The 24,253-nt window shown below is 32.5% G+C and carries 24 protein-coding genes; 15 read left to right on the forward strand and 9 right to left on the reverse strand.

Going from position 1 to position 24,253, the window contains the following annotated elements; all coding sequences use genetic code 11:
* Window positions 1-12: 12 nt before the first annotated feature.
* Complete coding sequence (locus tag LUU93_RS12400) at window positions 13-591, reverse strand: non-canonical purine NTP diphosphatase (protein WP_232681436.1); 579 nt, start codon at window positions 589-591, stop codon at window positions 13-15.
* The gene (locus LUU93_RS12405; RefSeq protein ID WP_232681437.1) at window positions 566-961 is read right to left on the reverse strand and encodes a ribosomal maturation YjgA family protein; all 396 of its coding nucleotides are present in this window, start codon (window positions 959-961) and stop codon (window positions 566-568) included. The genes LUU93_RS12400 and LUU93_RS12405 overlap by 26 nt, the downstream gene beginning before the upstream one ends.
* 323 nt (window positions 962-1,284) lie before the next feature.
* On the opposite strand from LUU93_RS12405, the gene LUU93_RS12410 reads away from it, so the two are divergent.
* The 5 genes from LUU93_RS12410 to LUU93_RS12430 all read left to right on the forward strand — a co-directional run bounded on the left by LUU93_RS12410 (window position 1,285) and on the right by LUU93_RS12430 (window position 5,139).
* Window positions 1,285-2,463 carry a glycoside hydrolase family 88 protein gene (locus tag LUU93_RS12410; RefSeq protein WP_232681438.1) on the forward strand — a complete coding sequence of 393 codons (1,179 nt, stop codon included), beginning with the start codon at window positions 1,285-1,287 and terminating at the stop codon, window positions 2,461-2,463.
* Between the two features lie 12 nt (window positions 2,464-2,475).
* Window positions 2,476-2,880 carry a hypothetical protein gene (locus tag LUU93_RS12415; protein WP_232681439.1) on the forward strand — a complete coding sequence of 135 codons (405 nt, stop codon included), beginning with the start codon at window positions 2,476-2,478 and terminating at the stop codon, window positions 2,878-2,880.
* Window positions 2,881-3,088: 208 nt separating this feature from the next.
* Window positions 3,089-3,520, forward strand: coding sequence for a hypothetical protein (locus tag LUU93_RS12420; RefSeq protein ID WP_232681440.1), 432 nt, complete (start codon window positions 3,089-3,091; stop codon window positions 3,518-3,520).
* Between the two features lie 150 nt (window positions 3,521-3,670).
* Complete coding sequence (locus LUU93_RS12425; RefSeq protein WP_232681441.1) at window positions 3,671-4,447, forward strand: hypothetical protein; 777 nt, start codon at window positions 3,671-3,673, stop codon at window positions 4,445-4,447.
* Window positions 4,448-4,449: 2 nt separating this feature from the next.
* A complete protein-coding gene (locus LUU93_RS12430) occupies window positions 4,450-5,139 on the forward strand; it encodes a hypothetical protein (RefSeq protein WP_232681443.1) in 690 nt (229 codons plus the stop codon).
* Between the two features lie 52 nt (window positions 5,140-5,191).
* On the opposite strand, the gene LUU93_RS12435 is transcribed toward LUU93_RS12430, so the two are convergent.
* On the reverse strand, window positions 5,192-6,706 hold the full coding sequence (locus LUU93_RS12435; protein WP_232681444.1) for an FMN-binding glutamate synthase family protein: 1,515 nt from the start codon (window positions 6,704-6,706) through the stop codon (window positions 5,192-5,194).
* A 37-nt stretch (window positions 6,707-6,743) separates the two neighbouring features.
* On the reverse strand, window positions 6,744-7,523 hold the full coding sequence (locus tag LUU93_RS12440; protein ID WP_232681445.1) for an NYN domain-containing protein: 780 nt from the start codon (window positions 7,521-7,523) through the stop codon (window positions 6,744-6,746).
* A gap of 201 nt (window positions 7,524-7,724) precedes the next feature.
* On the opposite strand from LUU93_RS12440, the gene LUU93_RS12445 reads away from it, so the two are divergent.
* The 4 genes from LUU93_RS12445 (at window position 7,725) to LUU93_RS12460 (ending at window position 11,022) form a co-directional block, all read left to right on the forward strand.
* Complete coding sequence (locus tag LUU93_RS12445; RefSeq protein ID WP_232681446.1) at window positions 7,725-8,174, forward strand: RrF2 family transcriptional regulator; 450 nt, start codon at window positions 7,725-7,727, stop codon at window positions 8,172-8,174.
* Between the two features lie 24 nt (window positions 8,175-8,198).
* Complete coding sequence (azu, locus tag LUU93_RS12450; RefSeq protein WP_232681447.1) at window positions 8,199-8,723, forward strand: azurin; 525 nt, start codon at window positions 8,199-8,201, stop codon at window positions 8,721-8,723.
* Between the two features lie 113 nt (window positions 8,724-8,836).
* Complete coding sequence (gene ric / locus LUU93_RS12455) at window positions 8,837-9,559, forward strand: iron-sulfur cluster repair di-iron protein (protein WP_232681448.1); 723 nt, start codon at window positions 8,837-8,839, stop codon at window positions 9,557-9,559.
* Between the two features lie 239 nt (window positions 9,560-9,798).
* A complete protein-coding gene (locus tag LUU93_RS12460) occupies window positions 9,799-11,022 on the forward strand; it encodes a cbb3-type cytochrome c oxidase subunit I (protein ID WP_232681449.1) in 1,224 nt (407 codons plus the stop codon).
* A gap of 42 nt (window positions 11,023-11,064) precedes the next feature.
* Here LUU93_RS12460 and LUU93_RS12465 read toward each other — a convergent pair whose 3' ends face one another.
* The 3 genes from LUU93_RS12465 to nirK are packed head-to-tail and all read right to left on the reverse strand — an operon-like array spanning window position 11,065 to window position 13,910.
* Window positions 11,065-11,658 carry an SCO family protein gene (locus LUU93_RS12465; RefSeq protein ID WP_232681450.1) on the reverse strand — a complete coding sequence of 198 codons (594 nt, stop codon included), beginning with the start codon at window positions 11,656-11,658 and terminating at the stop codon, window positions 11,065-11,067.
* A 10-nt stretch (window positions 11,659-11,668) separates the two neighbouring features.
* Window positions 11,669-12,451, reverse strand: coding sequence for a formylglycine-generating enzyme family protein (locus LUU93_RS12470; RefSeq protein ID WP_438821638.1), 783 nt, complete (start codon window positions 12,449-12,451; stop codon window positions 11,669-11,671).
* A gap of 16 nt (window positions 12,452-12,467) precedes the next feature.
* Complete coding sequence (gene nirK / locus LUU93_RS12475; protein ID WP_232681451.1) at window positions 12,468-13,910, reverse strand: copper-containing nitrite reductase; 1,443 nt, start codon at window positions 13,908-13,910, stop codon at window positions 12,468-12,470.
* 292 nt (window positions 13,911-14,202) lie between these two features.
* Here nirK and capB point away from each other — a divergent pair, with 292 nt between their 5' ends.
* Window positions 14,203-15,462: a cysteate-C-fatty acyltransferase gene (gene capB / locus LUU93_RS12480; RefSeq protein ID WP_232681452.1), complete on the forward strand. Its 1,260-nt coding sequence runs from the start codon at window positions 14,203-14,205 to the stop codon at window positions 15,460-15,462.
* 119 nt (window positions 15,463-15,581) lie between these two features.
* Window positions 15,582-16,067 (forward strand): hypothetical protein, encoded by a 486-nt coding sequence (locus LUU93_RS12485; protein ID WP_232681453.1) that lies wholly within the window; start codon window positions 15,582-15,584, stop codon window positions 16,065-16,067.
* A gap of 106 nt (window positions 16,068-16,173) precedes the next feature.
* Here LUU93_RS12485 and LUU93_RS12490 read toward each other — a convergent pair whose 3' ends face one another.
* Window positions 16,174-17,292: a GTP cyclohydrolase gene (locus LUU93_RS12490; RefSeq protein WP_232681454.1), complete on the reverse strand. Its 1,119-nt coding sequence runs from the start codon at window positions 17,290-17,292 to the stop codon at window positions 16,174-16,176.
* A 43-nt stretch (window positions 17,293-17,335) separates the two neighbouring features.
* Window positions 17,336-18,304, reverse strand: a complete 969-nt coding sequence (locus tag LUU93_RS12495; RefSeq protein ID WP_232681455.1) for a transporter — start codon at window positions 18,302-18,304, stop codon at window positions 17,336-17,338.
* A gap of 124 nt (window positions 18,305-18,428) precedes the next feature.
* Here LUU93_RS12495 and LUU93_RS12500 point away from each other — a divergent pair, with 124 nt between their 5' ends.
* The 4 genes from LUU93_RS12500 to LUU93_RS12515 all read left to right on the forward strand — a co-directional run bounded on the left by LUU93_RS12500 (window position 18,429) and on the right by LUU93_RS12515 (window position 24,184).
* Complete coding sequence (locus LUU93_RS12500) at window positions 18,429-18,716, forward strand: DUF4834 family protein (RefSeq protein WP_044048302.1); 288 nt, start codon at window positions 18,429-18,431, stop codon at window positions 18,714-18,716.
* Between the two features lie 51 nt (window positions 18,717-18,767).
* A complete protein-coding gene (locus LUU93_RS12505; protein WP_232681456.1) occupies window positions 18,768-21,203 on the forward strand; it encodes a YfhO family protein in 2,436 nt (811 codons plus the stop codon).
* 150 nt (window positions 21,204-21,353) lie between these two features.
* Window positions 21,354-22,637, forward strand: a complete 1,284-nt coding sequence (locus tag LUU93_RS12510; protein ID WP_232681458.1) for a glycosyltransferase family 4 protein — start codon at window positions 21,354-21,356, stop codon at window positions 22,635-22,637.
* A gap of 77 nt (window positions 22,638-22,714) precedes the next feature.
* A complete protein-coding gene (locus LUU93_RS12515) occupies window positions 22,715-24,184 on the forward strand; it encodes an oligosaccharide flippase family protein (RefSeq protein ID WP_232681459.1) in 1,470 nt (489 codons plus the stop codon).
* Window positions 24,185-24,253: the final 69 nt, after the last annotated feature.

Here is a 24,253-nt window from a genome sequence, read left to right on the forward strand (position 1 = left end):
TATTTTAAACAATTATTTTCTTGTGTTCAGGAAATCAATAAGTTGCTCAGTTGCCTTTGCACGATGGCTGATTTTATTTTTAATTTCTGCAGCTAATTCGGCAAAAGTTTCACTGTAATTTTCAGGCTGAAAAATCGGATCATATCCAAAACCATGATTTCCGGTTTTATTTAAAATAATATTTCCTTTTGCCAAACCGGTAAAAAGATGCTGCTTTCCTTCTAAATTTAAAGCAATAACGGTCTTAAACTGTGCACTGCGGTTTTCTTCATTTTTTAAAGCTTCCAAAAGCTTGTTCATATTATCATCGGCATTTTTTTGTTCTCCCGCATATCGGGCAGAATAAACTCCGGGTTCTCCGTTTAAAGCTTTTACTTCCAAACCAGTATCATCAGCAAAACAATCATAGCCATATTTTTCGGTTACATAATTGGCTTTTAAAATTGCATTGCCTTCAATCGTATCAGCAGTTTCAGGAATTTCTTCGTGACAGCCAATATCTTCTAAACTTAATAGCTGAATAGATCCGTTTAGAATACTTTGAATTTCCTTGATTTTATTTAAATTATTTGAAGCGAAAACCAGTTTCATGTATTTTATATTTTAAAGTGAATTTTTCGATTAAAAAGATAAATATTATTCCAAATGTATAAGCAAGAATATCTGACCAAAGAAAACCCTGCCCCAATACATATCTTCCAAAAAGTGTTTTTCGAAGCTCAACAATCCATTCTGCCTCATAAAGCTGTAAAAACTCAATGCAGTAACATAGCAAAAGAGAAAATAAAGCTATTATAAAAGCTTTTCTAGTTGGAAAAAATATTCTCACCAAAAAATAAATCATAATGGCATAAAGAGAATCTCCAATCCATAAAGGAATAAAGAAGATTTTTCTTGAAAGGATTCCAAGAAGAATTGTGCAGAGAAAAATTAAGAAATAATAGATTCTGGATTTTTTCAAGTTTAGAAAGACTTTAGTTAAAAGCAAATTTATATTAAATTTTTTATTTGTAGATAAAGTTTGTCATTGCGAGGAATGAAGCAACCGCATTAACAAAAGTTAGAAAGCTGGACGTAATGGTACGCAGATGACGCTGATTTGAACAGATTTATTCTTGTTTTATGTCTTGCAGTTTTGTCGTTCCTAGGAATGACAAGATTGTGTCATGGAAAAAAATAAAATAAAATACATTTTTAGGGGACAAAAAATACAAAGGCTGAAATAAGTTTACTTTATTTTATAAATTTATCGGTTCTAAAAACTACCTATCTAAAAATAACCACATGAGTGTAAAATTTTTTACTCTGATTACAGCTTTATTTCTTCTTGGAAATCAGGGTTATTCTCAAAAAGACAATTCGTTTAACGTTAAAAAACAATTGGAGTATTGCGCAGAGCAGGCTTCAAAAACATTAAAGGTAATTCCGAATGACGGTACTTCGCCAAGAATGGTTCTGAATGGGAGCAAAGATTGGAAATTTGTAAATTACAAAGACTGGACAAGTGGATTCTGGCCTGGAGAGTTGTGGTTTTTGTATGAAGCGACAAAAGATAAAAAATGGGAGAAAGAAGCCGATAAATTTACACGCTTTTTAGCACCTTTGTCTGTTAGTAAAGCTGCAGATCACGATTTAGGTTTTCAGGTTTTTAATAGTTTTGGAAACGGATACAGATTGACTAAAAACAAAGAATACAAAGAAATTATTCTAAAAACAGCCGATACTCTGGCAGCACTTTTTAATCCAAAAGTAGGAACAATTCAATCCTGGCCTCATAATAAAATGGGCGGTCACAATACTATCATCGATAATATGATGAATTTAGAATTGTTATTTTGGGCTTCTAAAAACGGAGGAAATAAAAAATTGTATGATATTGCGGTAAAACATGCCGAGACAACAATGGCAAACCATTTTAGAGCAGATAATACTTCGTACCATGTTGTAATTTATGATTTTGAAACTGGTAAAAAAATAAAAGGAAGAACGGCTCAGGGTTACAGTGATGACAGTATGTGGGCGCGCGGGCAGGCGTGGGCAATTTATGGATTTACAATGGTTTACAGAGAAACAAAAGATCCAAAATTTTTAGACTTTGCTCATAAATTAACTCGTGTTTATCTGGATAAATTAACTACAGAAGATTTGGTTCCGTATTGGGATTTTAACGCGCCAGATATTCCAAATGCTCCAAGAGATGCATCGGCTGCTGCTATTGTTTCTTCGGCACTTTTAGAGTTGAGTTCTTATACGAAAGATAAAATGCTGAAAAACGAATATTTGACAAAATCTAAAAAAATGATTGTATCGCTTTCAGATAATTACCAAAGCCATGATGTTAACTCAGCATTTTTATTGCATTCTACAGGCCATAAACCTGCCGGAAGCGAAATAGATTGTTCTATAAATTACGCAGATTATTATTATCTTGAAGCACTTTTAAGACTTCAAAAACTGAAATAAAAATTTAAAATTATGATTAGGAAAATAAGCCGGATTTTATGTACAGTTATCATGGTGTTGATGCTTGTGGGCTGTAAAAATGCAAAACAAAAACTTCAGGAATATGTAACGACTTATAACAGTGCTGCTGCAAATTTTAAGGCTGAAGATGTTACGCTCACAACTGCCAGAGGTTATATTAATGATGATAAAATCGAATTGCGATTTGAAACTAATTTAGAGCAAAATGCAGTTAATAAAGTAAAGGCCGAGTCGTCGTTTCCAAAACTGCTGAAAGAAATGATTAACAAAGATCAAATTCCTAAGGAACTGGTTGAAGAAGGTATTCAGTTTGATGCTTATTTTTTAGCCGATGATAATACCGTTTTTGTAAAACAAATAATCAACAAAGAATCTCTGGCCGAATTGTTAAAATAATATTCAGATTATATATTTATTAAATCCTCTTTAAGCAATTTTAAAGAGGATTTTTTTTTAGTTATTAAGTTAATTCTTTTCATTCTTTTGTCGGGATAATCTATTTGTAGTCAAATAATTACATTTTAAACTTTTACTTTTTCATTTTGCTTTTGTGTTAAAAGTTTATTATGTTTGAGTTAAAAATAAACCAAAAACCTAAAAAATTATGAAAAAAATTACCCAAATCGCATTTGCTTTTGCTGTTGCATTATTGCTGGTAAGCTGTAAAAATACCAAGCAAAAAATTCAGGAACATGTAAGTACTTACAATAATTCGTCTTCCATAAAAGGTAACGGAATTACCAGTACTACTGCAAAAGCATTTTTAAATGATAATAAAATTGAAATTAGAATTGAAACAAACTTAGAAGGTGATGAGGCTAATAAGCAGGCCGCTGCCAATTCATTTCCTGATTTACTAAAAGAAATGATTAAGAATGATCAAATTTCTACAGAATTAATTGGCGAAGGCGTAACGTTTGATGTTTACTTTTTGGCCTATAATAATATCATATTAGCTAAAAAAATAGTTGATAAAGAAGAATTAGCAGTTTTAGAAGGAACTGCGGAAGGAAAGAAGAAAACCGCAAAACTTTAATTTAAAAATATTAAATAAAGTATTGAAAATAGCCTCTTTGTAAATCATAGAGGCTATTTTCTTTTTGTTAAGAAAAAATAATTCTTTTGGATTAATTCCAACATTAGGTTATGTTTGTGTAAAAGTCTACTTAATAAAATCTTTAAAACTATGATCAAAAAAATTACCCAAATCACATGCACGATTGCTATTGCTTTGTTTTTAGTAAGCTGTAAAAATACCAAGCAAAAAATTCAGGAATATGTTAATACGTTTAATAATTCGAGTGCGCTTTTTCAAAATGATGTTATCAGCAGCGCAAGTGCAAAAGCTTTTTTAGCCGAAAATAAGGTCGAAATAAGAATCGATACCAATTTAGAAGCAGACGAATCCAGTAAATCTATTTATAGCCAAATGTTTCCCTCTATACTTAGCGAAATGTTGAAAAGCGATGCAGCTTCAATGGAACTAATTAAAGAAGGCGTAACGTTCGAAATGTTTTTTTTAGCTAATAATAGTACAATACTTGCTGAATTGAAAGTTGATGAAAAGGAGTTAAATAAAATATTAAGCAAAAATAACGCAGCTTCTATAGATAGAAAAGAACTTTCAAGTTCTGGTTTGAATCCTGAGATGGAGCAAATGCTGGCCATAATGAACCAGAATATGCCAATAACAAATGAAGACGGAACAAAAATCCTGAAAATTGAAATTAGCGATAAAAATGAATTGGTTTATAAAATTGAAGTGCCAAAACAGTATTCTGAATTGCTTAAAGGTGAAGGAGCAAAGGTTTTAATGAAAGAAAGCATTTTAAGAAGCACTGATTTAAAAACTATTCTGGGTTCTATACAGCGTTATAACATTACAACAATAAAATATGTATATCAGGATGCTAAAGGTAAGCTGGTAAATGATATTGTTTTGACAGGAAAAGATCTAAAATAATCATGGATGAAAGATCAACATGGAGAACCGTATTAAGTGTTTTATCTGTTATAATTTTAGGAGGCAGACTGTTGTATACTTGTTCTAATATGAATAAACCCCGTTATGAAAATGATCCTGTTATGGAAAGTTTTCGAAATTCTCAGGAAACGATGAAAGAGAATTTTAGGCAGCAGCGAGAAATTCAAAAGAAATTGTCTAATACTATATTGTATACTAATTATGAAAGTTTAGATAGTTTATCAGCTTTGCAAAAAGACAATTACGGTATTCAAAAACTGGAAAAAGATTCATTAATATACATCGCATTAGATACGCAGATAAAAATACCAAAGGATTTTTATCTTCAAAACAGACATGATGATTCCTTGCGAATGGCGTTTAAATCACCGGATAATCTAAATGTTTTTATTCATGATTTTGAATCTAAAGCAGAAATTGAATCAAGTTTTAAAAATCTAAAAAACGGCGCCAACCTGCAAAAGTTTAAAGTAGAAAATACTATTAGAGACGTTAAGGCGATATCATACAAAATAACCAAAAAAAGTAAAAGGTATAATGGTTATGCTTTATGTTTTAAAAATGATGGATTTCTTAGTTTCTACGAGTTCGAAAGTAACAAACTTCCTCTTGATAAATTAAAAGGACGTGCTATTGAATTCTTTTCTCAAAATATGAAAGAGAAGAAATAAATTTCTTAAAATTAAAAAAGCCTCTTTGAAAACTCAAAAGAGGCTTTTTGTTTTAATTACGTCTCGTAACGTTTGTTAAATTATCAGGAAAATACAATTCTGATAGATTTGTAAATTCATCACCACGCATAAAGATATTAATGTCAACATCTGCAAAAGATGTTTTTCCGGCTGCAGCCAAAAGTTCGTTTGCAGCATGAAGCGTATTTTTATGAAAATGATAAACACGATCAGATTTATCGGTTACAACCAAACCTTTCATCAGCATTTTGTTTTGAGTTGCAACTCCCGTTGGACATTCGTTGTTATGGCAGCGCAAAGCCTGAATACAACCCAGAGAGAACATAAAACCACGTGCACTGTTACACATATCAGCGCCCAAAGCTACGGCATGCAGGATTGAATATCCGGATATAACTTTTCCGCTTCCTATGATGCGTATTTTGTCGCGAATATTTAAGCCAATTAGTGTTTTGTTTACGAAAATCAATGCCGGTTCAAAAGGCATTCCAACACCATCTGCAAATTCTAGCGGAGCGGCTCCTGTTCCTCCTTCGGCACCATCAACGGTAATAAAATCCGGATAAATATCTTCGGCAATCATTTCGTGGCAGATTGCCTCAAATTCAGTTGTATTTCCAATACATAATTTAAAACCAATAGGTTTTCCATTTGATAAATCACGTAATTGTTTCACAAAATGAATAAGTCCTTTAGCATCAGAAAAAGCATGGTGTCCCGGAGGAGAAAGAATCATAGTATGCGGTTCAACCCCTCTAATTTTAGCAATTTGTTCTGTATTTTTAGCCGCCGGAAGCACACCGCCATGTCCAGGTTTTGCACCTTGTGAAAGTTTAATTTCAATCATTTTAACGTTTGGGAGATTGGCTTTTTCCGAGAATTTTTCAGGGCTGAAATTTCCTTCGGCATCTCGGCATCCAAAATATCCAGTTCCTATCTGCCAGGTAATATCTCCGCCTCCGGCAAGATGAAATTCAGTTAAACCGCCTTCTCCTGTATTTTGATAAAAGTTTCCTTTTTTAGCACCAATATTAATGGCGCGAACTGCATTTTCGCTCAGCGAACCAAAACTCATGGCCGAAACATTAAATAAAGAAGCTAAATAAAGTTGTTTACAATCTTTTCCGCCCACTAAAACTCGCGGTAATTCTTCATTTACTTTTGCAGGAAAAATAGAATGCTTTATACCTTCATAAGTTTCGGTATTTAAATTTTGCTGTGTCCCAAAAGGGGTACTCGAATCAATATTTTTGGCTCTTTGATAAACAAGAGAGCGCTGGTTTCTTGAAAAAGGTTTTCCATCAGTAGATCTTTCGATAAAATACTGTTGAATTTCCGGAGCAATCATTTCAAATAAATACCTGAAATAACCCAAAACCGGAAAGTTCCTTAAAATGGCATGTTTTTTTTGAGTAGCATTATAAGCTCCAATAATCAGTAAAATTGGGATAATAAAAACGAGTAGATAACCTCGATCTGTGTAATGGTAAATTGCAAGAACAATTAGAAACAATAAGAATCCGTAAATGAAGAATTTTTTTCTCATGTTTTGAATAATAATAGTAAATAAGGTAATAATTTAATTAGTTGAACCGTAATCGAACATAGACGTGTTTAATGCCTTTTTTATCCGATTCCCTTTCGTCGATTTCAAGAATATCCGTTAATGATTTCAGCATTGGGGTAAGCTTAGAATAACCATAATTTCTTGGGTCAAATTCTGGTTTTTTCTTTACGATCAAATTACCCACATCGCCAAGAAATGCCCAGCCGTCATCATCTTCAATATCTTCAATTGTAGCTTCGATAAGGTCAATGGTTTGTTTGTCGACTTTGTGAAGTGCTTTTTCGGCAGGTTTTTCTACAGGTTTCTTGGTATCTGCTGCAGTTGCTTTTGGCTTTTTCTTTTGAATAGCACCATCCAGAACCTCAATATAAATAAACCTGTCGCAGGCAACGATAAAAGAACTTGGGGTTTTCTTTTCACCAATGCCAATTACTTTCATACCAGATTCTCGAAGTCTAATCGCCAGACGGGTAAAATCGCTGTCGCTGGAAACAATACAAAAACCATCTAATTTCCCCGAATAAAGCAAATCCATAGCATCGATAATCAATGCCGAATCTGAAGAATTTTTTCCAACCGTATAACTATATTGCTGAATAGGAGTTATGGCATGCTCCAGTAAAACCGCTTTCCATCCGTTTGCATTTGGCTTCGTCCAGTCGGCATAAATTCGTTTCGTTGTTGGTGTTCCAAGCTTTGCAATTTCTTCCATCATACCCTTTACATTGCTGTAGGGCACATTATCGGCGTCAATAAGAACAGCTAATTTTAATTCTCTGGAGTTGCTGGCAGGCATTTTTTTAGATATTAGAAATTAAGTACACTCAAAGTTAAAATTAAAATTCGTTTTTATATGAGTTTATTGCTGAATAAGTGTTTTTGACCGTGTTAATTATTTTGGTTATAAATAAGATTTTTGTTAGAAAAATTAATTAAAGATAAATTTGTCTTTTATAGTGAATTTGAATACCTTTGTAAGGAATTAATTAATCAGTATATGTTTTCAAAAGCGTGTGAGTATGGAATAAGGGCTTCCATTTTTATTGCAACCAAATCTTCAGAAGGAATTAGGGTTGGAATAAAAGATGTTGCCAAAGAAATTGATTCGCCGGAACCTTTTACTGCCAAGATTATGCAGATTTTAACCAAAAGCGGAATCATCTATTCGGCAAAAGGAGTAGGAGGAGGTTTTGAAGTTTCGAAAGAAGCATTAAAATCGATAAAATTAATTCAGATTGTCGATGCCATTGATGGAAATACTATTTATAAAGGCTGCGGAATTGGTCTGAAAGAATGTTCAGAAATTCATCCTTGTCCGGTACATAATCAATTTAAAAAAATACGCGAACTACTTTTGGCAATGCTTACTAATACTACTTTAGAGGAGCTGGCACTTGGTGTAAATGCTGGAAATTATTATTTAAAAATCTTTAATAAAAGCGAATAAATCTTATAATTTAAATATAAAATAATGAATAAAAAAGTCACAATTTCGATGGTAATGCTAATGGGGTTTTTAGCAGTAACTTCTTGCGGAAAGAAAGAAGCAGCTCCTGCTGACGAATCAACAGAAATAAATGAAACAACATCAGATGAAGGTGTAAAACCAGAAGCTGCAGTTGAAAATGTTCTGGTTATTGAAGGAAATGATCAAATGCAGTTTAATAAAAATGAACTGAAAGCAGTTGCAGGAAAACCTATAAAACTTACTTTAAAACATGTAGGGACAATTCCAAAAGAAGCGATGGGGCATAACTTGGTAATCCTTCAGCAAGGAACAGATGAAAGCGCTTTTGCAGCGAAAGCGATCGAAGCAAAAGCTACAGATTATATTCCGGTTTCTGAAAAAGCTTCTATTGTAGCTCATACAAAATTATTGGGCGGAGGTGAAGAAGATACTATCGAATTTACAATTGATAAAAAAGGAACATACAACTTTTTATGTACTTTTCCTGGCCACGTAGCCATGATGAAAGGGGTATTAATTGTAGAATAAATACAAGAACTCTAAACCTGATTTTGGTTTGGAGTTTTTTAAAATATTAATAAAAGATAATTTTGTCTTTTATTAAAAATCAAAATAAATATCAATATTAATTTTTACGAAAAATGGAAAATTTAAAAAACAAAACAATCGGATCATTTGTGGCTCAGGATTATAGAACTGCTGCCGTATTTTCAAAATATAAAATAGATTTTTGCTGTAAAGGAAACAGAACCGTTTCTGAAGTATGCGAGAAACAGGAAATTAATTCTGACGCACTGCTTCAAAATATTTATGATGTTTTGCAGTCAGAAAACAACAGCGGAATAGACTTTAATTCATGGCCTTTAGATTTATTGGCAGATTATATAGAAAAAACGCATCACCGTTATGTTGAAGAAAAAACACAAGTCCTGCTGACTTTTCTAGATAAATTATGCAAAGTTCACGGGGCTAACCATCCTGAATTGTTTAGAATTAATGAATTGTTTATTGGATGTGCGGGAGAATTGTCACAGCACATGAAAAAGGAAGAACTAGTTTTATTTCCTTTTGTAAAAAGAATGGTAAAAACTAAAGAGGGGAACGGAATTTTATCACAGCCTTCTTTCGGAACGGTTTCAAACCCAATTGCCATGATGATGCACGAACATGAAAATGAAGGCGACCGTTTTAAAGAAATTGCAGATTTGACTAATAATTATACACCTCCTGCTGATGCCTGCACGACATATAAAGTTACTTATGCTATGCTAAAAGAGTTTGAAGAAGATTTGCACAAGCATATTCATTTAGAGAATAATATTTTGTTTCCAAAAGCGGTTGCGCTGGAAGAAGAATTTGCTTAACTATAATTTTAACCAGAGAAAGACACTGATAAATTCCAGTTGTGGAGTATTATCGGTGTTTTTTATTAGATTGAGCTTAAAAAATTAAACACATAGGAACATAGGTTTTAGAAGAATTATAAAAAGAGAATTTAAAAAAAATCTAGATTTTTACACATAGCTATGTTTGTTTATGCAAATGAAATGCCTTTTTAAGTCTGCAAAACCTATGTCTCTATGTGTTTAAAAAAATATACGTTATGAATCTCCAAAAAACCTGGATAATCTGTTGTTTCTTTAATTTTCTGATCGCCTGCGCATTTGGATTATTAATGCGGTTTATGTTTCTTTTTCCTTTAGATTTTATAAACTACAGTTTTATACTTCATGCGCATTCTCACGTTGCCATGCTTGGCTGGGTTTATATGATTATTTATGTCTTAGTAATTCATTTTTTTATTCCGAAAGAAAAAAGCCGGGAACCTATTTATAATATATTGTTTTGGTTAACTGAACTTTCTGTAATAGGAATGATGATTGCTTTTCCTATTCAGGGTTACGCATTGTTTTCTATTATATTTTCGACAATTCATATTTTGTTGAGTTACGTTTTCTGTCGATTAATTTGGAAAGATCTTCCGAAAGAGAAAATGCCTTCACAAAGACTTTTAAGCACTTCGATTTTATTTATGGTTTTTTCTACTTTTGGCGTTTGGTGTTTGGGTCCGGCAGTAACCACATTAGGAAAACAAAGTGCCTTTTATCAAATTGCAATTCAGTTTTTTCTGCATTTTCAGTTTAATGGCTGGTTTTTATTGGCCGTTTTGGCTTTGTTTTTAAAACAGTTTCAGAATAAAATTGAAAAGGCAAGGTTTAAAAAATTCTGTATCATTTTGATTATTTCAATACTATTAACCGTTACATTCCCAATAAGCTGGTTTGTAGAGAGCAATGTTTTAAACTGGGTAAATATTTTTGGAGTTTTATTACAGTTAACAGCTTTTATTTATTTCTGCAAAATGCTCCAGCCCCAAATAAACGATTTTATGGCTAATTTGAGTAAAGAGGCTAAAATGGTTTACGGTTTGGCATTATGCTCTTTATTTTTAAAAATAGGAATTCAATTGTTGACCATTTTCCCAAATATTGCTGAAGTTTCACACCAAGTCAGGAATTTTGTGATTGGATTTATTCATTTAACCAGTTTAGGGATTATCACAGGTTTTTTATTTGGAATATTGCTTCAAAATAAAATGCTTTCCAGTGATTCTTTGTCTTTAAAAATAGGAGTGAGATGTTTTATTTTCGGATATATCGCAACCGAAGTTTTATTGTTTTTACAGGGAGGATTTTTCTTTTTTAATAATGGAATAATTTTAGGCTATTATCAAAGTATTTTTGTTTTTAGTTTATTGCTGGTTTTAGGATTACTATTGATTACAGCCGCTATTTTAAACAAAAAACAAGAGTCGATTCATTCCTAAAAATCTTCTCTTGTTTTTTACTAATTCAACCTATTCAAAATTTTAAATTTTTTCTGCTTCATTATTTATGGTTTCTATCGTTTTTTCATTGTTTACACCTAAACCTTCTTGCTGAAAAACTAATTCTCCTTCGGGATTAAAAACGCTTATAATATTAGAATGCGAAAAATCTACGGGAGATATTTGTTTGTAATTCACAGCTAAAACAGCTGCAAATTCACGAGTATTTTCTTCAGAAGATCGAAGAAAAAGCCACGGATCCTGATTCATTTTATTTGAAATTGCAAAAACTTTTAATTTTTCAGGCGTATCAGTTTTTGGGTCAATACTTACTAAAATAAGTTTTACATTCTTTTTGGTATTTTTATTGAGTTTTGCTTCAATATCGCGCATATCTGCTACTAATCTGGGGCAGGCGGCTTTACAGTTTGTGTAAATCATTACCATAACCAGTACATTTCCTCTAAGGCTTTTTAGTTCAATATCGTTTCCGTTTTGAGTCGTCCATTTAGAAGGAAGATTATAGATGGATAAATCACTTACTTCCTTTTTTGTTACTGCAGTATCCTTTTTATTTTCTTTACAGCTTTGTAACGAAAACAGCAGAATAAAAACCGCAATTATTATTTTTTTCATTGCAATTAATTTAAAGATTAATTTTTGGTTTTGTAGAACTGGCGCATCTAAAACCAAGATTTCGGGTTGAGTATTGTGCTTTAAGGCTTCCTCTAAAGGCATAACGCATAAATGCAGCATAATCCATTAAATCGGATGCGTTTACAGAAGCGCTTCCGCAGAATAAATTCTTGTCACTGCTTTTGTCTTTTCTAGATTCTCCCGATAAAAAAATGCTGTTAAAATCTGATGTCCATTCCCAAACCAAACCATGCATATCGTAAACTCCCCAATAATTTTTAAACGTTTTTCCCACTTCATTTTCATACGTTTTTGACTTTTCGTACCAGGATAAAATGTAATTATTGAATTCCTTTTTGGTTCTGGCATCAATTGTTTTTTCATCGGCCATCGCTGCATATTCCCATTCATCCATTGTTGGTAAACGTTTTCCTTGACATTCACAGTATTTTTTTGCAGCAAACCAGGAAACAGCCGTTATGGGCGAATTTGGTTTTGAACTGCCAAAATCAAAATCATTTTCCCAGTAAGACAAATACGTTTTATCAGCAAAAATTCCCTTAATTTTCGATTTACTATAAGCGGGATTTTTTTTAACAAAACTCAAAAAATCAGCATTCGTAATAGGATAAATGTCTAAATAAAAAGATTTTACAGATACAGGTTTTTTAGATGAGGCTCCGTAAAGAGGAACAAAACGTCCCTCTTTTATCAGAGCCATTCCAATTTCCTGAGCTATTGTTATGCCTGTAAGCATCAGGAAAAAGGTAAGAATGAAAATGTGTTTTTTCATGCTTTATTTTTGATTGTTATCGCAGTGCTTTTACCATTTCCGGAGTAACTTCTGTTTTGTTATTGCCCCAGCTGTTGTAGATATAAGTAAGCACATTTGCTATTTCATCGTCAGATAAATTTTGTGCAGGCATTACGTTGTTATATTTTTTTCCGTTCACGCTTACTTCTCCGGTTAAACCGTGTAAAATTGTTTTAATAGCACGTTTTGAGTCTGCATTTAAATAATCTGATTTTGCAAGAGGAGGAAAGGTATTTGGAATTCCCTGCCCTTCGGCTTGGTGACAAGCAAAACAAGTAGTACCAAAAATTTCTTTTCCAATTTTTATTCTCTCTTCGGCAGTTCGTTTAGGTGTTGCAGTTTTTACAGCTGTACTTTCAGGCATTTTTTGAATCGTTCCGCCTTCAGGCAGATAAATTCCTTCCTGAATAGTTCCTGAATAAATGTTTTTATTTTCTTTTCCTTCCACTTTCAGCATTCCCAGCGCTCCTTTATTAAATGCCCTAAAAATAGAATGATCAACCAGAATAAAAGTTCCCGGAGTTTCTACTTTAAAATCGACAATTGCTGCGCCGCCGGCCGGAATTAAAGTGGTCTGCACATTTTTGTTAATTACATTTCCCCCTTCTACATGAACATGGTCAAATATTTCTCCAATAACATGAAAAGATGATACTAAGTTTGGACCGCCGTTACCAACAAATAAACGGACTGTTTCTCCAACTTTTGCCGTTAACTCGTTTCCGTTTGTCAACGAACCCACTTTTCCATTAAATACAACATAATCCGGGGTTTCTTTTACGGCTTTATTCATGTCGAATGGCTGTAAGCCTTTTGCTCCATATTCACCCTGTGTGTAGAAATCGCCCTGCATAACATAATATTCTTTATCAACAGGAGGAAGCCCGCCTTCTGGTTCAACTAAAATCAAACCATACATACCGTTTGCAATATGCATTCCCACAGGAGCTGTTGCACAATGGTATACATACAATCCCGGATTGATAACCTTAAAACTGAAAACTTTTTCGTGTCCAGGCGCAACAAGCGATGAAGTTGCCCCGCCTCCAGGCCCGGTTACAGCATGTAAATCAATATTATGCGGTAATTTATTATCAGGATGGTTTTTTAAATGAAATTCTACTTCATCACCAACACGAGTTCTAATAAAGCTTCCCGGCACAGAGCCGCCAAATGTCCAATACGTATATTTTACACCATCAGTCATTGTGCCTTCCTGTTCTTTGATTTCCATGTTTAATTTGAGTTTCATGGCTGTTCTGTTTCCAACTGGTTTTGGAACCATTGGCGGAACAGTAAGTTCAGCATTCATTTCTCCTTTAGTCATTATATCAGCATAATTTACTGACTCTTCTTTTTTACAGCTTCCTAAAAAAATAGTAAAAAGTAAGCATAACAACATGTTCATTTTAATCGAAATGTTATTTTTCTTTTTCATAAGGTTTGGTTTTATTTAGTTTTAAATCAGGAGTAAAAATAAAAGACTATTTTATCTTTTATTATGATAAAAATCATGTAATACTTACAAATAATACCCTTATATTAAATTAATGTATATAGTTTTGTTGTGCTTAACTATTTTAAATTCAATTCTTTAATCCGATGTAAATTTTTTGTAAATTAATATTTTGATATTTTTTTAATAAAAACAAAAGCCCAACTCTATTTTAGAATAATAATCATTATTTTTGCGACCTGTATAAATAAAATTATTACTTCAAAATATATTTATGGTAAAAGATTTATTCGAAAGAATTCAGGACAATAAAGGACCTTTAGGAAAATGGGCTTCTCAGGCAGAAGGTTATTATGTTTTCCCAAAGTTAGAAGGAGAGTTGGGTCCGAGAATGACATTTCATGGAAAAAATATTTTAAACTGGAGTTTAAATGATTATTTAGGTTTAGCCAATCATCCAGAAGTTCGTAAAGCAGATACAGATGCAGCAATTCAATATGGTGCTGCTTATCCTATGGGAGCCCGTATGATGTCTGGACACACAACTTATCATGAACAATTAGAAAATGAATTAGCTGCTTTTGTTATGAAAGAATCAGCTTATTTGTTGAATTTTGGTTATCAGGGAATGGTATCTATTATTGATGCCTTGGTTACAAAAAACGATATCATTGTTTATGATGTAGATTCTCATGCTTGTATTATTGATGGTGTTCGTTTACACATGGGTAAACGTTTTACTTACAAGCATAATGATCTTGAAAGTATGGAGAAAAACCTGCAGCGTGCTACTAAAATGGCCGAAGAAACAGGCGGAGGTATTTTATTTATTACCGAAGGTGTTTTTGGAATGCGTGGACAGCAGGGAAAATTAAAAGAAATTGTTGCATTAAAACAAAAATACAATTTCCGTTTATTGGTTGATGATGCACACGGTTTTGGTACACTTGGCAAAACAGGTGCCGGAGCAGGTGAGGAGCAGGGAGTTCAGGACGATATTGATGTTTACTTCTCTACTTTTGCAAAATCAATGGCAAATATTGGAGCTTTTGTAGCTGCAGATAAAACAGTTATTGATTACTTAAAATACAATTTACGTTCGCAGATGTTTGCAAAAGCATTACCAATGATCCAGACAATTGGTTCATTAAAACGTTTAGAGTTATTACGTAATTCGTCTGAAATTAAGGATAAACTTTGGGAGAATGTAAATGCATTGCAAAGCGGTCTTAAAGAAAAAGGATTTAATATTGGAGATACCAATACTTGTATTACTCCGGTTTATTTAGAAGGAAGTATTCCTGAAGCTATGATAATGGTAAACGATTTAAGAGAAAACTATGGTATTTTCCTTTCTATTGTTGTTTATCCGGTTATACCAAAAGGAATTATTTTGTTAAGAATGATTCCAACAGCTTCTCATACTTTAGCAGATATCGAAGAAACATTAACAGCTTTTGAAGCTATTCGTGAGAAATTAGTCAGCGGAACTTATAAAGAAATTGCAGAACGTACAACTGTAGATGTTTCGTAATTAATTTAAAAAATAGATTTCCTTAAGTGGGAATTATGTAAAAAAATCCATTTGTTATACGAATGGATTTTTTTTTATTTGAATTAACTTTATATAAACACGAAAATAAATACAGCATTATGAAAAAAGCAGCAGCAATATCGACTCTTATTTTAACAGCTCTTATTTCCTGTAAAAAAGAAACTGCCGCTGCAGAGCCGGTACAAATTACACCAAGCCCTCAAAAAGAGGTAGAAATTGTAGAACCGGCAGGAGATCAATGCTATATTTGGAAAGCAAATGGAAGTATAATTGAAATAAGTTTTAATGTAAATTCTCATCAGGAAGTAAATGGAAAATTAAGTTATAACCTGGCAGAAAAAGATAAAAATGAAGGAACACTGATTGGAAATATGAAAGGCGATACATTAGTTGCGGATTATACTTTTAATTCTGAAGGAGCTTCATCAGTACGAGAAGTTGTTTTTTTACAAAAAGACGGAACTCTTATTGAAGGGTACGGAGATGTTGTACAAACTAATGACAAAGTATCATTTAAAGATAAAACAAAGCTGAAATTTGATCAGAAAAACAAACTGACCAAAGTTGACTGCAAAGTAGAATAATGAATTGCTGTTAATGTGAAAAATCCATTCGTTTTGGGGGCGAATGGATTTTTTTATGTTTATTACTGAATTACTGAGACAGCGACTGAGAACAGCGACTGAAAACTTATAAATACTTTAAATAAGTCTTTCTCTGACAGTGAATTTTCGGGTCAAAGTTTTTCCAAAGTAAATGAATTGCTGTGTTTTCGGCTAGTTCAGGAGTTCTGATACAATTTTGAATTCCTTTCTCAGAAAAAGTTTTAAAATATTCATCAAAAATAATCGCCGTAACACCTTTGTTTTGGTAATCAGGATGAACTCCAATAAGGTAAAAAACAACATCTTTGCTTTTCTTTCTTGCCTTCAAAAGATGAATAAAACCAAACGGAAAAAGTTTTCCTTTTGCTTTTTGCAGCGCCTCACTAAAACTTGGCATTACAATACTAAAAGCAACTAAATTATCGTCTTTATCAACCACAAATTTTATATATTCCGGATTGATGAAGCTGATGTATTTCTTTTTAAAATATTCTTTTTGAACATCTGAAATCGCCACAAAAGAAGCTAATTTCGAGTAAGATTCGTTAAACAAATCAAACATTTTGTCAACGTGCGGCATTATGTCTTTTGTTTTGTTGAAAGTTAATGCCCTAAGTCCGTAACGTTTTTTAATTAATTCCTGTGCTTTTAGGAAAAAATCAGGTTTTACATTCGAAAAAGGGAAAATACTTTCTATATATTCTTTCTCAATTTGAAAACCTAATTGTTCAAAATGAGTAACATAATAAGGATTATTGTACCAGGTAATCATAGTTCCCATTTGGTCGTAACCTTCTGTAAGAACCCCAACTTTATCTAAGTTAGAAAAACCCATTGGGCCTTCGGCATGTTCTAAGTTATGTTTTCTTCCTAATTCATAAACTTTTTCAAGAAGGGCTTTTGTTACCTCGATATCATCAATAACATCAAACCATCCAAAACGAACCTTTCTTTTATGCTGATTATTTACTTCTGCCCAATTTATAATAGCTGTAATTCTCCCAACAATTTCGCTGCCTTTGTAAGCCAGATAAAAATAGGCTTCTGCATTATCAAAAGCAGGATTTTTAGTTTTATCAAAAGATTCTAATTCATCAGCAATAATAGGAGGAACCCAATACGGATTGTCTTTATAAAGTGAGAACGGAAATTTTATATATTCGGTTAGTTCTTTTTTAGTTTTGGCTTCTTTGATTGTAATCATTAAGGTGGTATTAGCTCCTTGTTTAAAGGTTTGATTATTAAATTTATTCGTATTTAGCTTTACGTTTTCTTTCTTTTTCCTGATAATCTATAGTTTCTTTATTCTCAGGGTTTTTCTTCGCTTTGTCTCTGTTTTTATTAGCGATTTGTTTTTCCTTGTACCATTCGTCATATCTCCATGAGAAACCAACTCCGCCATATAAAACCGAAGGTGTATTTTTGAAATTAGTACTTATAGAGGCATCAACCTGCATATTTGGGGACAAAAGATAGGCAGCACCACCGCGAACAATGGCATCGCTGTAAAAATCACTTTTGTATCCTTGATTTTCAATAAATCCAGACCATTTGTCATTAAATCCGTGAGTTAAAGTTAAAACGTAACCGTAACTTGGATAATCTGTACCAATATAATCTGCAATAATATTGGTTACAAAAACCCATCTTCCGCCTCCAAATAAGTTTTGAGTCACTAAAGCAATTTTTGGAGAAATTTCGCCATCTGGAGAAAAATAATAAGGATTATCAACCCCAATAAAATTCGCTCCCGCAAAAATAGAAACGGCCGGAATCAATTCACGCCATTGAAAACTGTGATTCGCTTTGTAACTATAAATATTAGCTTCTTTCTTGTAGTTTTTATAAGGATCATAAATCAGGTATTTAGCCCCTAAAACGGTTTGTCTGAAATTATTTTTTTTATAGCTGGTATACGGAGTATCAAAGTTTTCCATTTGATACTGAACATCTAAAATAAATTCAAGCTGTTCAAAAAAAGCACCATATCTAACGGTTAAATCTGTACCAAAGCCGCTAGCGTCATAATCTAATAAGTCGTGTTTTTCTTTAATGCCATAAACACCAATTTCGCCCTGAATAACAGATTTTCCAACCGCATAGGCCGACATTGTTTCGCCCGGACGGTTCGAATTAATCACATCTGTATATTGTGCGAAGAAAAATTGTGGTATTAAAAAAAGGAATGCAAAGAGTAAGTTTTTAATTTTCAACATAAATGTATTTTTTGATTAAAAGCTATAACGCATTTCAAATGTACTATATTTTATTATTTATTTAAGATTGATATTTTAATTTTAAACAACGGATTTACTAATTTTGGAAAAAAATTATACGATCATGCAAGAAGCATCTTTTACAAATTTGTTTAAAACGATAATGTGGATTATTGCGTTTTATTATATTTTTAAATTTTTAGCCCGAATCTTTTTGCCGGTATTGGTTAAAAAAGCGGTTGAGAAAGCAGGAGAAAATTTTCAAAGACAACAACAATACAGTCAGGATAATTCCTGGCAGCAAACTCGTAATAACAATAATGACGAAATAATCATTAATACTGCTAATGCTAAAAAGCCTCGCGAAACCAAAAAGGTGGGCGATTATGTTGATTACGAAGAAATAGATTAAGTTTGTATCCTTGTAGTATTAGGATTCATCATTTAACCAAACCAGCCAAAATTGAAAATAGTAAATAAATTCTATCCGCACGCCCTTGTAATCTTGGGCTTTATTCTCGTTTCCTTAATTTACTTTTATCCTGTTCTGCAGGGAAAACAAATTTTCCAGTCAGATATTGCTCAATATACCGGAATGGCCAAAGAGCAAAATGACTTTAGAGCAGCAGAACATGCAGAGCCTTACTGGACAAATTCTGCTTTTGGCGGAATGCCGACTTATCAGTTAGGAGCAAATTATCCAAACGATTTTGTGGGTAAAATAGATGATGTTTTACGTTTTTTACCACGTCCGGCTGATTATTTATTTCTATACTTCTTAGGGTTTTATGGTTTGTTATTGGTTTTAAAAACAGATCCTTTAAAAGCTTTTATCGGCGCTATTGCGTTTGGTTTTTCTACTTATTTAATTATCATTCTTGGCGTTGGACATAATGCAAAAGCACATGCAATTGCTTATATGCCGTTAGTTATCGCTGGATTTATACTCGTTTTTCAAAAAAAATATATTTGGGGAGGATTACTCACCATGTTTGCGGTGGCGTTAGAGGTTAATGCGAACCACTTTCAAATGACCTATTATTTATTGATTTTCTTATTGATACTTTCAGGTTATTTTGCCTTTACTTTTATAAAAGATAAAGAATACAAACCGCTTTTAATTGCCATTGGAACTTTGGCTGCAGCCGGAATTTTTGCAATTGGAGCTAATGCAGGAAATTTATTAGCAACAAGCGAATATGCAAAATATAGTATTCGTGATAAAAGTGAGTTGACTTTTAATCCTGACGGTTCTAAAAATGAAACAACGGCTTCAATGACAACTGATTATATTACTGAATATAGTTATGGAATTGCTGAAAGTTTGAATTTAATTGCTCCAAGGATTTTTGGAGGTTCAAGTCATGAAAATGTTGGTACAGACAGTCGTATGTACTCTTTTATGATTGAGAAAGGTGTTCCTGAAAGTCAAGCTTTAGATTTTGTGTCAGGTATGCCAACTTATTGGGGAGATCAACCTATAGTTTCAGCTCCTGCTTATGTTGGAGTTGTAGTTTTCTTTTTAGCTGTTTTGGCACTTTTTATAGATGATAGAAAAATTAAATATGTTTTCCTTTCAGGTGCATTATTTACATTAGTGCTTTCTTGGGGTAAAAACTTTTCGCTTCTGACTGATTTCTTTATTGAATATGTTCCAATGTACGATAAGTTTCGAGCAGTATCGTCTATTCAAGTTATTTTAGAATTATGTTTCCCAGTACTTGCAGTTATGGGATTACAATCATTTTTTAAAGCGAAAGATGAACCTAAATTACAGCAAAAAGCTTTAATTCAAACTACTGTTTTCGGACTTGGAGTTTTATTGATTTTGGTATTTGCAAAAGGCTTCTTTCATTTTACAGGAATGAGTGATAAATATTACCTAGAAAGTTATGGTGCGGAATTTATAGATGTATTAAAAGAAGACAGAATGTCTTTATATTCTGCAGATTTACTTCGTTCAGGATTTTTTATAGTTGTAACTTTTGGAGTTCTTTGGTTATTTATTAAGAATAAATTTTCTCAAAGTACAGCATTAATTATTGTTGCAGTTTTAATGATTTTTGACTTGTTTTTTGTAGATAAAAAATACGTTTCGGCAAAAGATTTTGTAAGCCCTGTTCAGATCGCAGCTCCATTTCAGGAAACACCAGCCGATACTCAGATTTTAAAAGATACTTCAATTTATCGTGTATTTGATTTACAAGGACAATTGCAGGGAAGATCTTCGTATTTTCATAAAACGATCGGAGGTTATAGTGCAGTACGACCAAGAAGAATGCAGCAATTGTACGATTACCAAATCGCTAAAAATAATCTGGAAGTACTTAATATGTTAAACGTTAAGTATGTAATTCAAATTGATAAAGATGGAAATCAAATTCCGACCTTAAATCCTGATGCGAATGGAAATGCCTGGTTTGTAAGTGCAGTTAAACTTGTAAATAAACCAGATGATGTCATGAAAGCTTTAGATCATATTGATACTAAGAAAGTGGCGGTTTTTAACGTTCATGAGCATGAAAGTAAATTTCAAAATGCCAGAATGAAGAAACAATGGGATACAACTGGAACAATAAAAGTAGTTCAATACAAGCCAAACTATATCAAATACCAATCGGATAATGGAAAAGATGGTTTAGCTGTTTTCTCTGAAATCTATTATAAAAATGGCTGGAATGCTTATATCGACGGAAAATTGACAGATCATTTCCCAGTTGATTATGTTTTAAGAGCAATGGAAATTCCTGGTGGAAAACATACTATCGAATTTAAGTTCGAACCACAGGTTATTAAAACAGGTGGTACAATTAACCTTATAAGTTCAATTGGAATGTTTGTGCTTTTAATTGGAGGTATTTATTTCGAAAGAAAGAAATTTAGTAAGCAGTCTCAGTAATTAGTCTCAGTCTTGCTTTGTGAATCTTTGCGATATTTTGTGTGGCTTTGTGAAATGTTATTTCGCAAAGATTCACAAAGATCTCACCGAGTTTCGCAAAGTCGGTAATAAGCTCTAAATTTGCACTTTAAAATAATAAACCGATTTTCCTTGGAACAAAAAAAGCTCTTAATTATAACCTATTACTTTCCTCCAGCTGGTGGACCGGGAGTACAGCGCTGGCTGAAATTTGTAAAATATCTGCCAGACTTTGGTGTTCAGCCCATTGTTTATGTTCCAGAAAATCCAACTTACCCAATTATTGACGAAGGTTTGGTAAGTGAAATATCAGATAAAGTAATTGTTCTTAAAAATAAAATTTGGGAGCCTTACCAGTTAGCTTCTGTTTTTTCAAAAAATAAAACCAAGAAAATCAGTTCGGGAATTTTTCCGCATAAAAAAAAGCAGACCTTTTTAGACAAAGCTTTTCTTTGGGTACGCGGCAATTTATTTATTCCAGATGCGAGGGTTTTTTGGGTAAAACCTTCTGTTTCCTATCTTGAAAAATACATAAAAGAAAATAATATTGATACAATTGTAACGTCGGGACCGCCGCACAGTTTGCATTTAATTGGTTTAGAATTAAAAGAAAAACTAAATGTAAAATGGTTTGCAGATTTTCGTGATCCGTGGACAACGATTGGTTATCATAAAGCGTTACGTTTATCCAGTTATGCTGCTAAAAAACATAAAAGTTTAGAACATAAAGTTCTCAACTCTGCTGATACCATAATTGTAACTAGTAAAACTACAAAAGCCGAATTTCAGGCAATTACGAATAAACCAATTTCAGTAATTACAAATGGTTACGATATTGAGAATGTTGAGAAACAAACGCTAGATACTAAGTTTACGCTTGCTCATATTGGATCATTTTTATCAGACAGAAACCCAAAATTTTTATGGGAATGTCTGGTTGAATTACTTCAGGAAATTCCAGATTTTAAAACGCATTTAGAAATTAAATTAATCGGTGCCGTAAGTCAGGAAGTTTTAGATTCTATTGAGGAATTTAAACTAAACGATTATTTAAACCTGTTAGGATATGTTTCGCATAATGAAGCTATTGCTCACCAAAAAAAATCTCAGGTTTTACTTTTAATCGAAATAAATTCTGAAGATACAAAAAGTATTATTCCGGGGAAATTGTTTGAATATATGGTCTCTAATCGTCCAATTATTGCCATTGGACCGCAAGGGTCTGATTTTGCCGATATTATAAAAGAAACCAATACAGGTGTATTTTTTGATTATTCAGAAAAAGCGAAGTTAAAAAGTGTAATTTTGGACTTTTATAATCAATTTTTGGAAGGAAAATTACAAGCTAATGGTGTTGGTTTACAGCAATATTCACGAAAAAACCTTACTAAGCAATTAGTACAATTGATCAATTAAAATAACAATTTCAAAAACAAAAGGAGAGCAGAAAATCAAAAATCTAAACTCTACAATCTAAACTCTGCAATCAAAAAATGGGTATTGTCTTAAACCAGTCTTTTAAAAACACTATAATAACATATATAGGCTTTGCAATTGGAGCCATTAATACGCTTTATTTATATCCTGTTTTTTTAGGGGCAACTTATTATGCATTAACAAATTATATTACATCTGCGGCAAATGTTATTATGCCTTTGTTTGCTATTGGAATGCAAAATACACTGGTTAAGTTTTACTCTCAGTACAAAACAGAAGAAGAACGGGAACAGTTCTTGTCATTTACGGCCTTGTTTCCTATTTTAATGTGTATTCCGTTAGGGCTTATTGGTATTTTCTTTTATGATGATATTACAGATTTTGTCTCTAAAGAAAATCCTGTAGTAAAAGAGTTTATGCTTTTAATTCCTTTTATCGGAATTTGTATGGCATATTTTGAAATCTTTTATGCCTGGGCGAGAGTTCACATGCATTCGGTTTTTGGGAATTTCATTAAAGAAGTGGGTTTAAGATTACTTTCTACCGCTGCTTTAATTGGTCTTTATTTTGGCCGGATTTCATTGGTACAATTTGTTTATGTAACTGCGGCGATTTATTTTTTGGCATTTATTGTAACGATGTTTTATGCATTTTATATTAAAAAACCAAACTTCCAGATTACCATTCCTGAAAATGTGAAAAGTGTAATGGAATATACTTTTTATATTATTCTTTCGGGAAGTGTTGCTAATTTGCTTTTAGATGGCGACAAACTGATGCTGAACCAATATATGAAAATCGAAAATATCGCGTATTATTCGGTTGCAACTTATATCGCTTTGGTGATTTCAGTTCCAAGTCGTGCGATGCATCAAATCGTGTATCCAATTACGGCAAAATTAATGCACGAAAACAAGCATGATGAGTTGAATTTACTTTATAAAAAGACCTCAATAAATTTACAAATGGTTGGCGGTTTTGTTATGCTCTGCATATTTGTAAATATTAATCAATTGTACGAATTGGTACCAAAAGAATACAGCGGCGGTATTGAAGTTGTATTTATGATTGGTTTGTCTAAATATTTTGATTTAATTTTAGGAAACAACAATGCGATTATTTTCAATACTAAATATTACCGAATGGTATTGTATTTAGGATTAATGCTGGTTGTTCTGACGATAATTTTAAATATGATTTTCATTCCAATTTTGGGAATTTTCGGATCAGCTTTTGCAACTTTATTATCCATTACATTATACAGTTTAGCGAAGCTGCTTTTCGTTGTAAAGAAACTTCATTTATATCCTTTTACAAAAGAAACGCTTTCCTCAATACTGCTTACATTTGTATTGTTTCTTGTTTTCTATTTTTGGGAATTTCCATTTTTCCAGCTTATCAGCATTGCCTTAAAATCAATTTTGGTAACAATTCTATATGTTTATCTAAACTATAAATTTAATATCTCCCCGGATATTAATAAAGTTATTGATAATATGCTAAGAAAGATCGGAGTCAAAATTTAAGAATTTTTGCTAGTAATATCACGAGATTTAATATTACTGAATTTCTAACTTGATTATTTAAATGTGCAT

Origin of the sequence: Flavobacterium soyae (assembly GCF_021245985.1) — a bacterium.
In the GTDB taxonomy this organism is placed as follows: Bacteria; Bacteroidota; Bacteroidia; order Flavobacteriales; family Flavobacteriaceae; genus Flavobacterium; species Flavobacterium soyae.

Excerpts from the sequence above, each read along its gene's own strand:
- LUU93_RS12400 (WP_232681436.1), bottom strand. The coding sequence starts at position 591 with ATGAAACTGGTTTTCGCTTCAAATAATTTAAATAAAATCAAGGAAATT.
- LUU93_RS12410 (WP_232681438.1), top strand. The coding sequence starts at position 1,285 with ATGAGTGTAAAATTTTTTACTCTGATTACAGCTTTATTTCTTCTTGGA.
- LUU93_RS12415 (WP_232681439.1), top strand. The coding sequence starts at position 2,476 with ATGATTAGGAAAATAAGCCGGATTTTATGTACAGTTATCATGGTGTTG.
- LUU93_RS12420 (WP_232681440.1), top strand. The coding sequence starts at position 3,089 with ATGAAAAAAATTACCCAAATCGCATTTGCTTTTGCTGTTGCATTATTG.
- LUU93_RS12425 (WP_232681441.1), top strand. The coding sequence starts at position 3,671 with ATGATCAAAAAAATTACCCAAATCACATGCACGATTGCTATTGCTTTG.
- LUU93_RS12430 (WP_232681443.1), top strand. The coding sequence starts at position 4,450 with ATGGATGAAAGATCAACATGGAGAACCGTATTAAGTGTTTTATCTGTT.
- LUU93_RS12435 (WP_232681444.1), bottom strand. The coding sequence starts at position 6,706 with ATGAGAAAAAAATTCTTCATTTACGGATTCTTATTGTTTCTAATTGTT.
- LUU93_RS12440 (WP_232681445.1), bottom strand. The coding sequence starts at position 7,523 with ATGCCTGCCAGCAACTCCAGAGAATTAAAATTAGCTGTTCTTATTGAC.
- LUU93_RS12445 (WP_232681446.1), top strand. The coding sequence starts at position 7,725 with ATGTTTTCAAAAGCGTGTGAGTATGGAATAAGGGCTTCCATTTTTATT.
- azu (WP_232681447.1), top strand. The coding sequence starts at position 8,199 with ATGAATAAAAAAGTCACAATTTCGATGGTAATGCTAATGGGGTTTTTA.
- ric (WP_232681448.1), top strand. The coding sequence starts at position 8,837 with ATGGAAAATTTAAAAAACAAAACAATCGGATCATTTGTGGCTCAGGAT.
- LUU93_RS12460 (WP_232681449.1), top strand. The coding sequence starts at position 9,799 with ATGAATCTCCAAAAAACCTGGATAATCTGTTGTTTCTTTAATTTTCTG.
- LUU93_RS12465 (WP_232681450.1), bottom strand. The coding sequence starts at position 11,658 with ATGAAAAAAATAATAATTGCGGTTTTTATTCTGCTGTTTTCGTTACAA.
- LUU93_RS12470 (WP_438821638.1), bottom strand. The coding sequence starts at position 12,451 with ATGAAAAAACACATTTTCATTCTTACCTTTTTCCTGATGCTTACAGGC.
- nirK (WP_232681451.1), bottom strand. The coding sequence starts at position 13,910 with ATGAAAAAGAAAAATAACATTTCGATTAAAATGAACATGTTGTTATGC.
- capB (WP_232681452.1), top strand. The coding sequence starts at position 14,203 with ATGGTAAAAGATTTATTCGAAAGAATTCAGGACAATAAAGGACCTTTA.
- LUU93_RS12485 (WP_232681453.1), top strand. The coding sequence starts at position 15,582 with ATGAAAAAAGCAGCAGCAATATCGACTCTTATTTTAACAGCTCTTATT.
- LUU93_RS12490 (WP_232681454.1), bottom strand. The coding sequence starts at position 17,292 with ATGATTACAATCAAAGAAGCCAAAACTAAAAAAGAACTAACCGAATAT.
- LUU93_RS12495 (WP_232681455.1), bottom strand. The coding sequence starts at position 18,304 with ATGTTGAAAATTAAAAACTTACTCTTTGCATTCCTTTTTTTAATACCA.
- LUU93_RS12500 (WP_044048302.1), top strand. The coding sequence starts at position 18,429 with ATGCAAGAAGCATCTTTTACAAATTTGTTTAAAACGATAATGTGGATT.
- LUU93_RS12515 (WP_232681459.1), top strand. The coding sequence starts at position 22,715 with ATGGGTATTGTCTTAAACCAGTCTTTTAAAAACACTATAATAACATAT.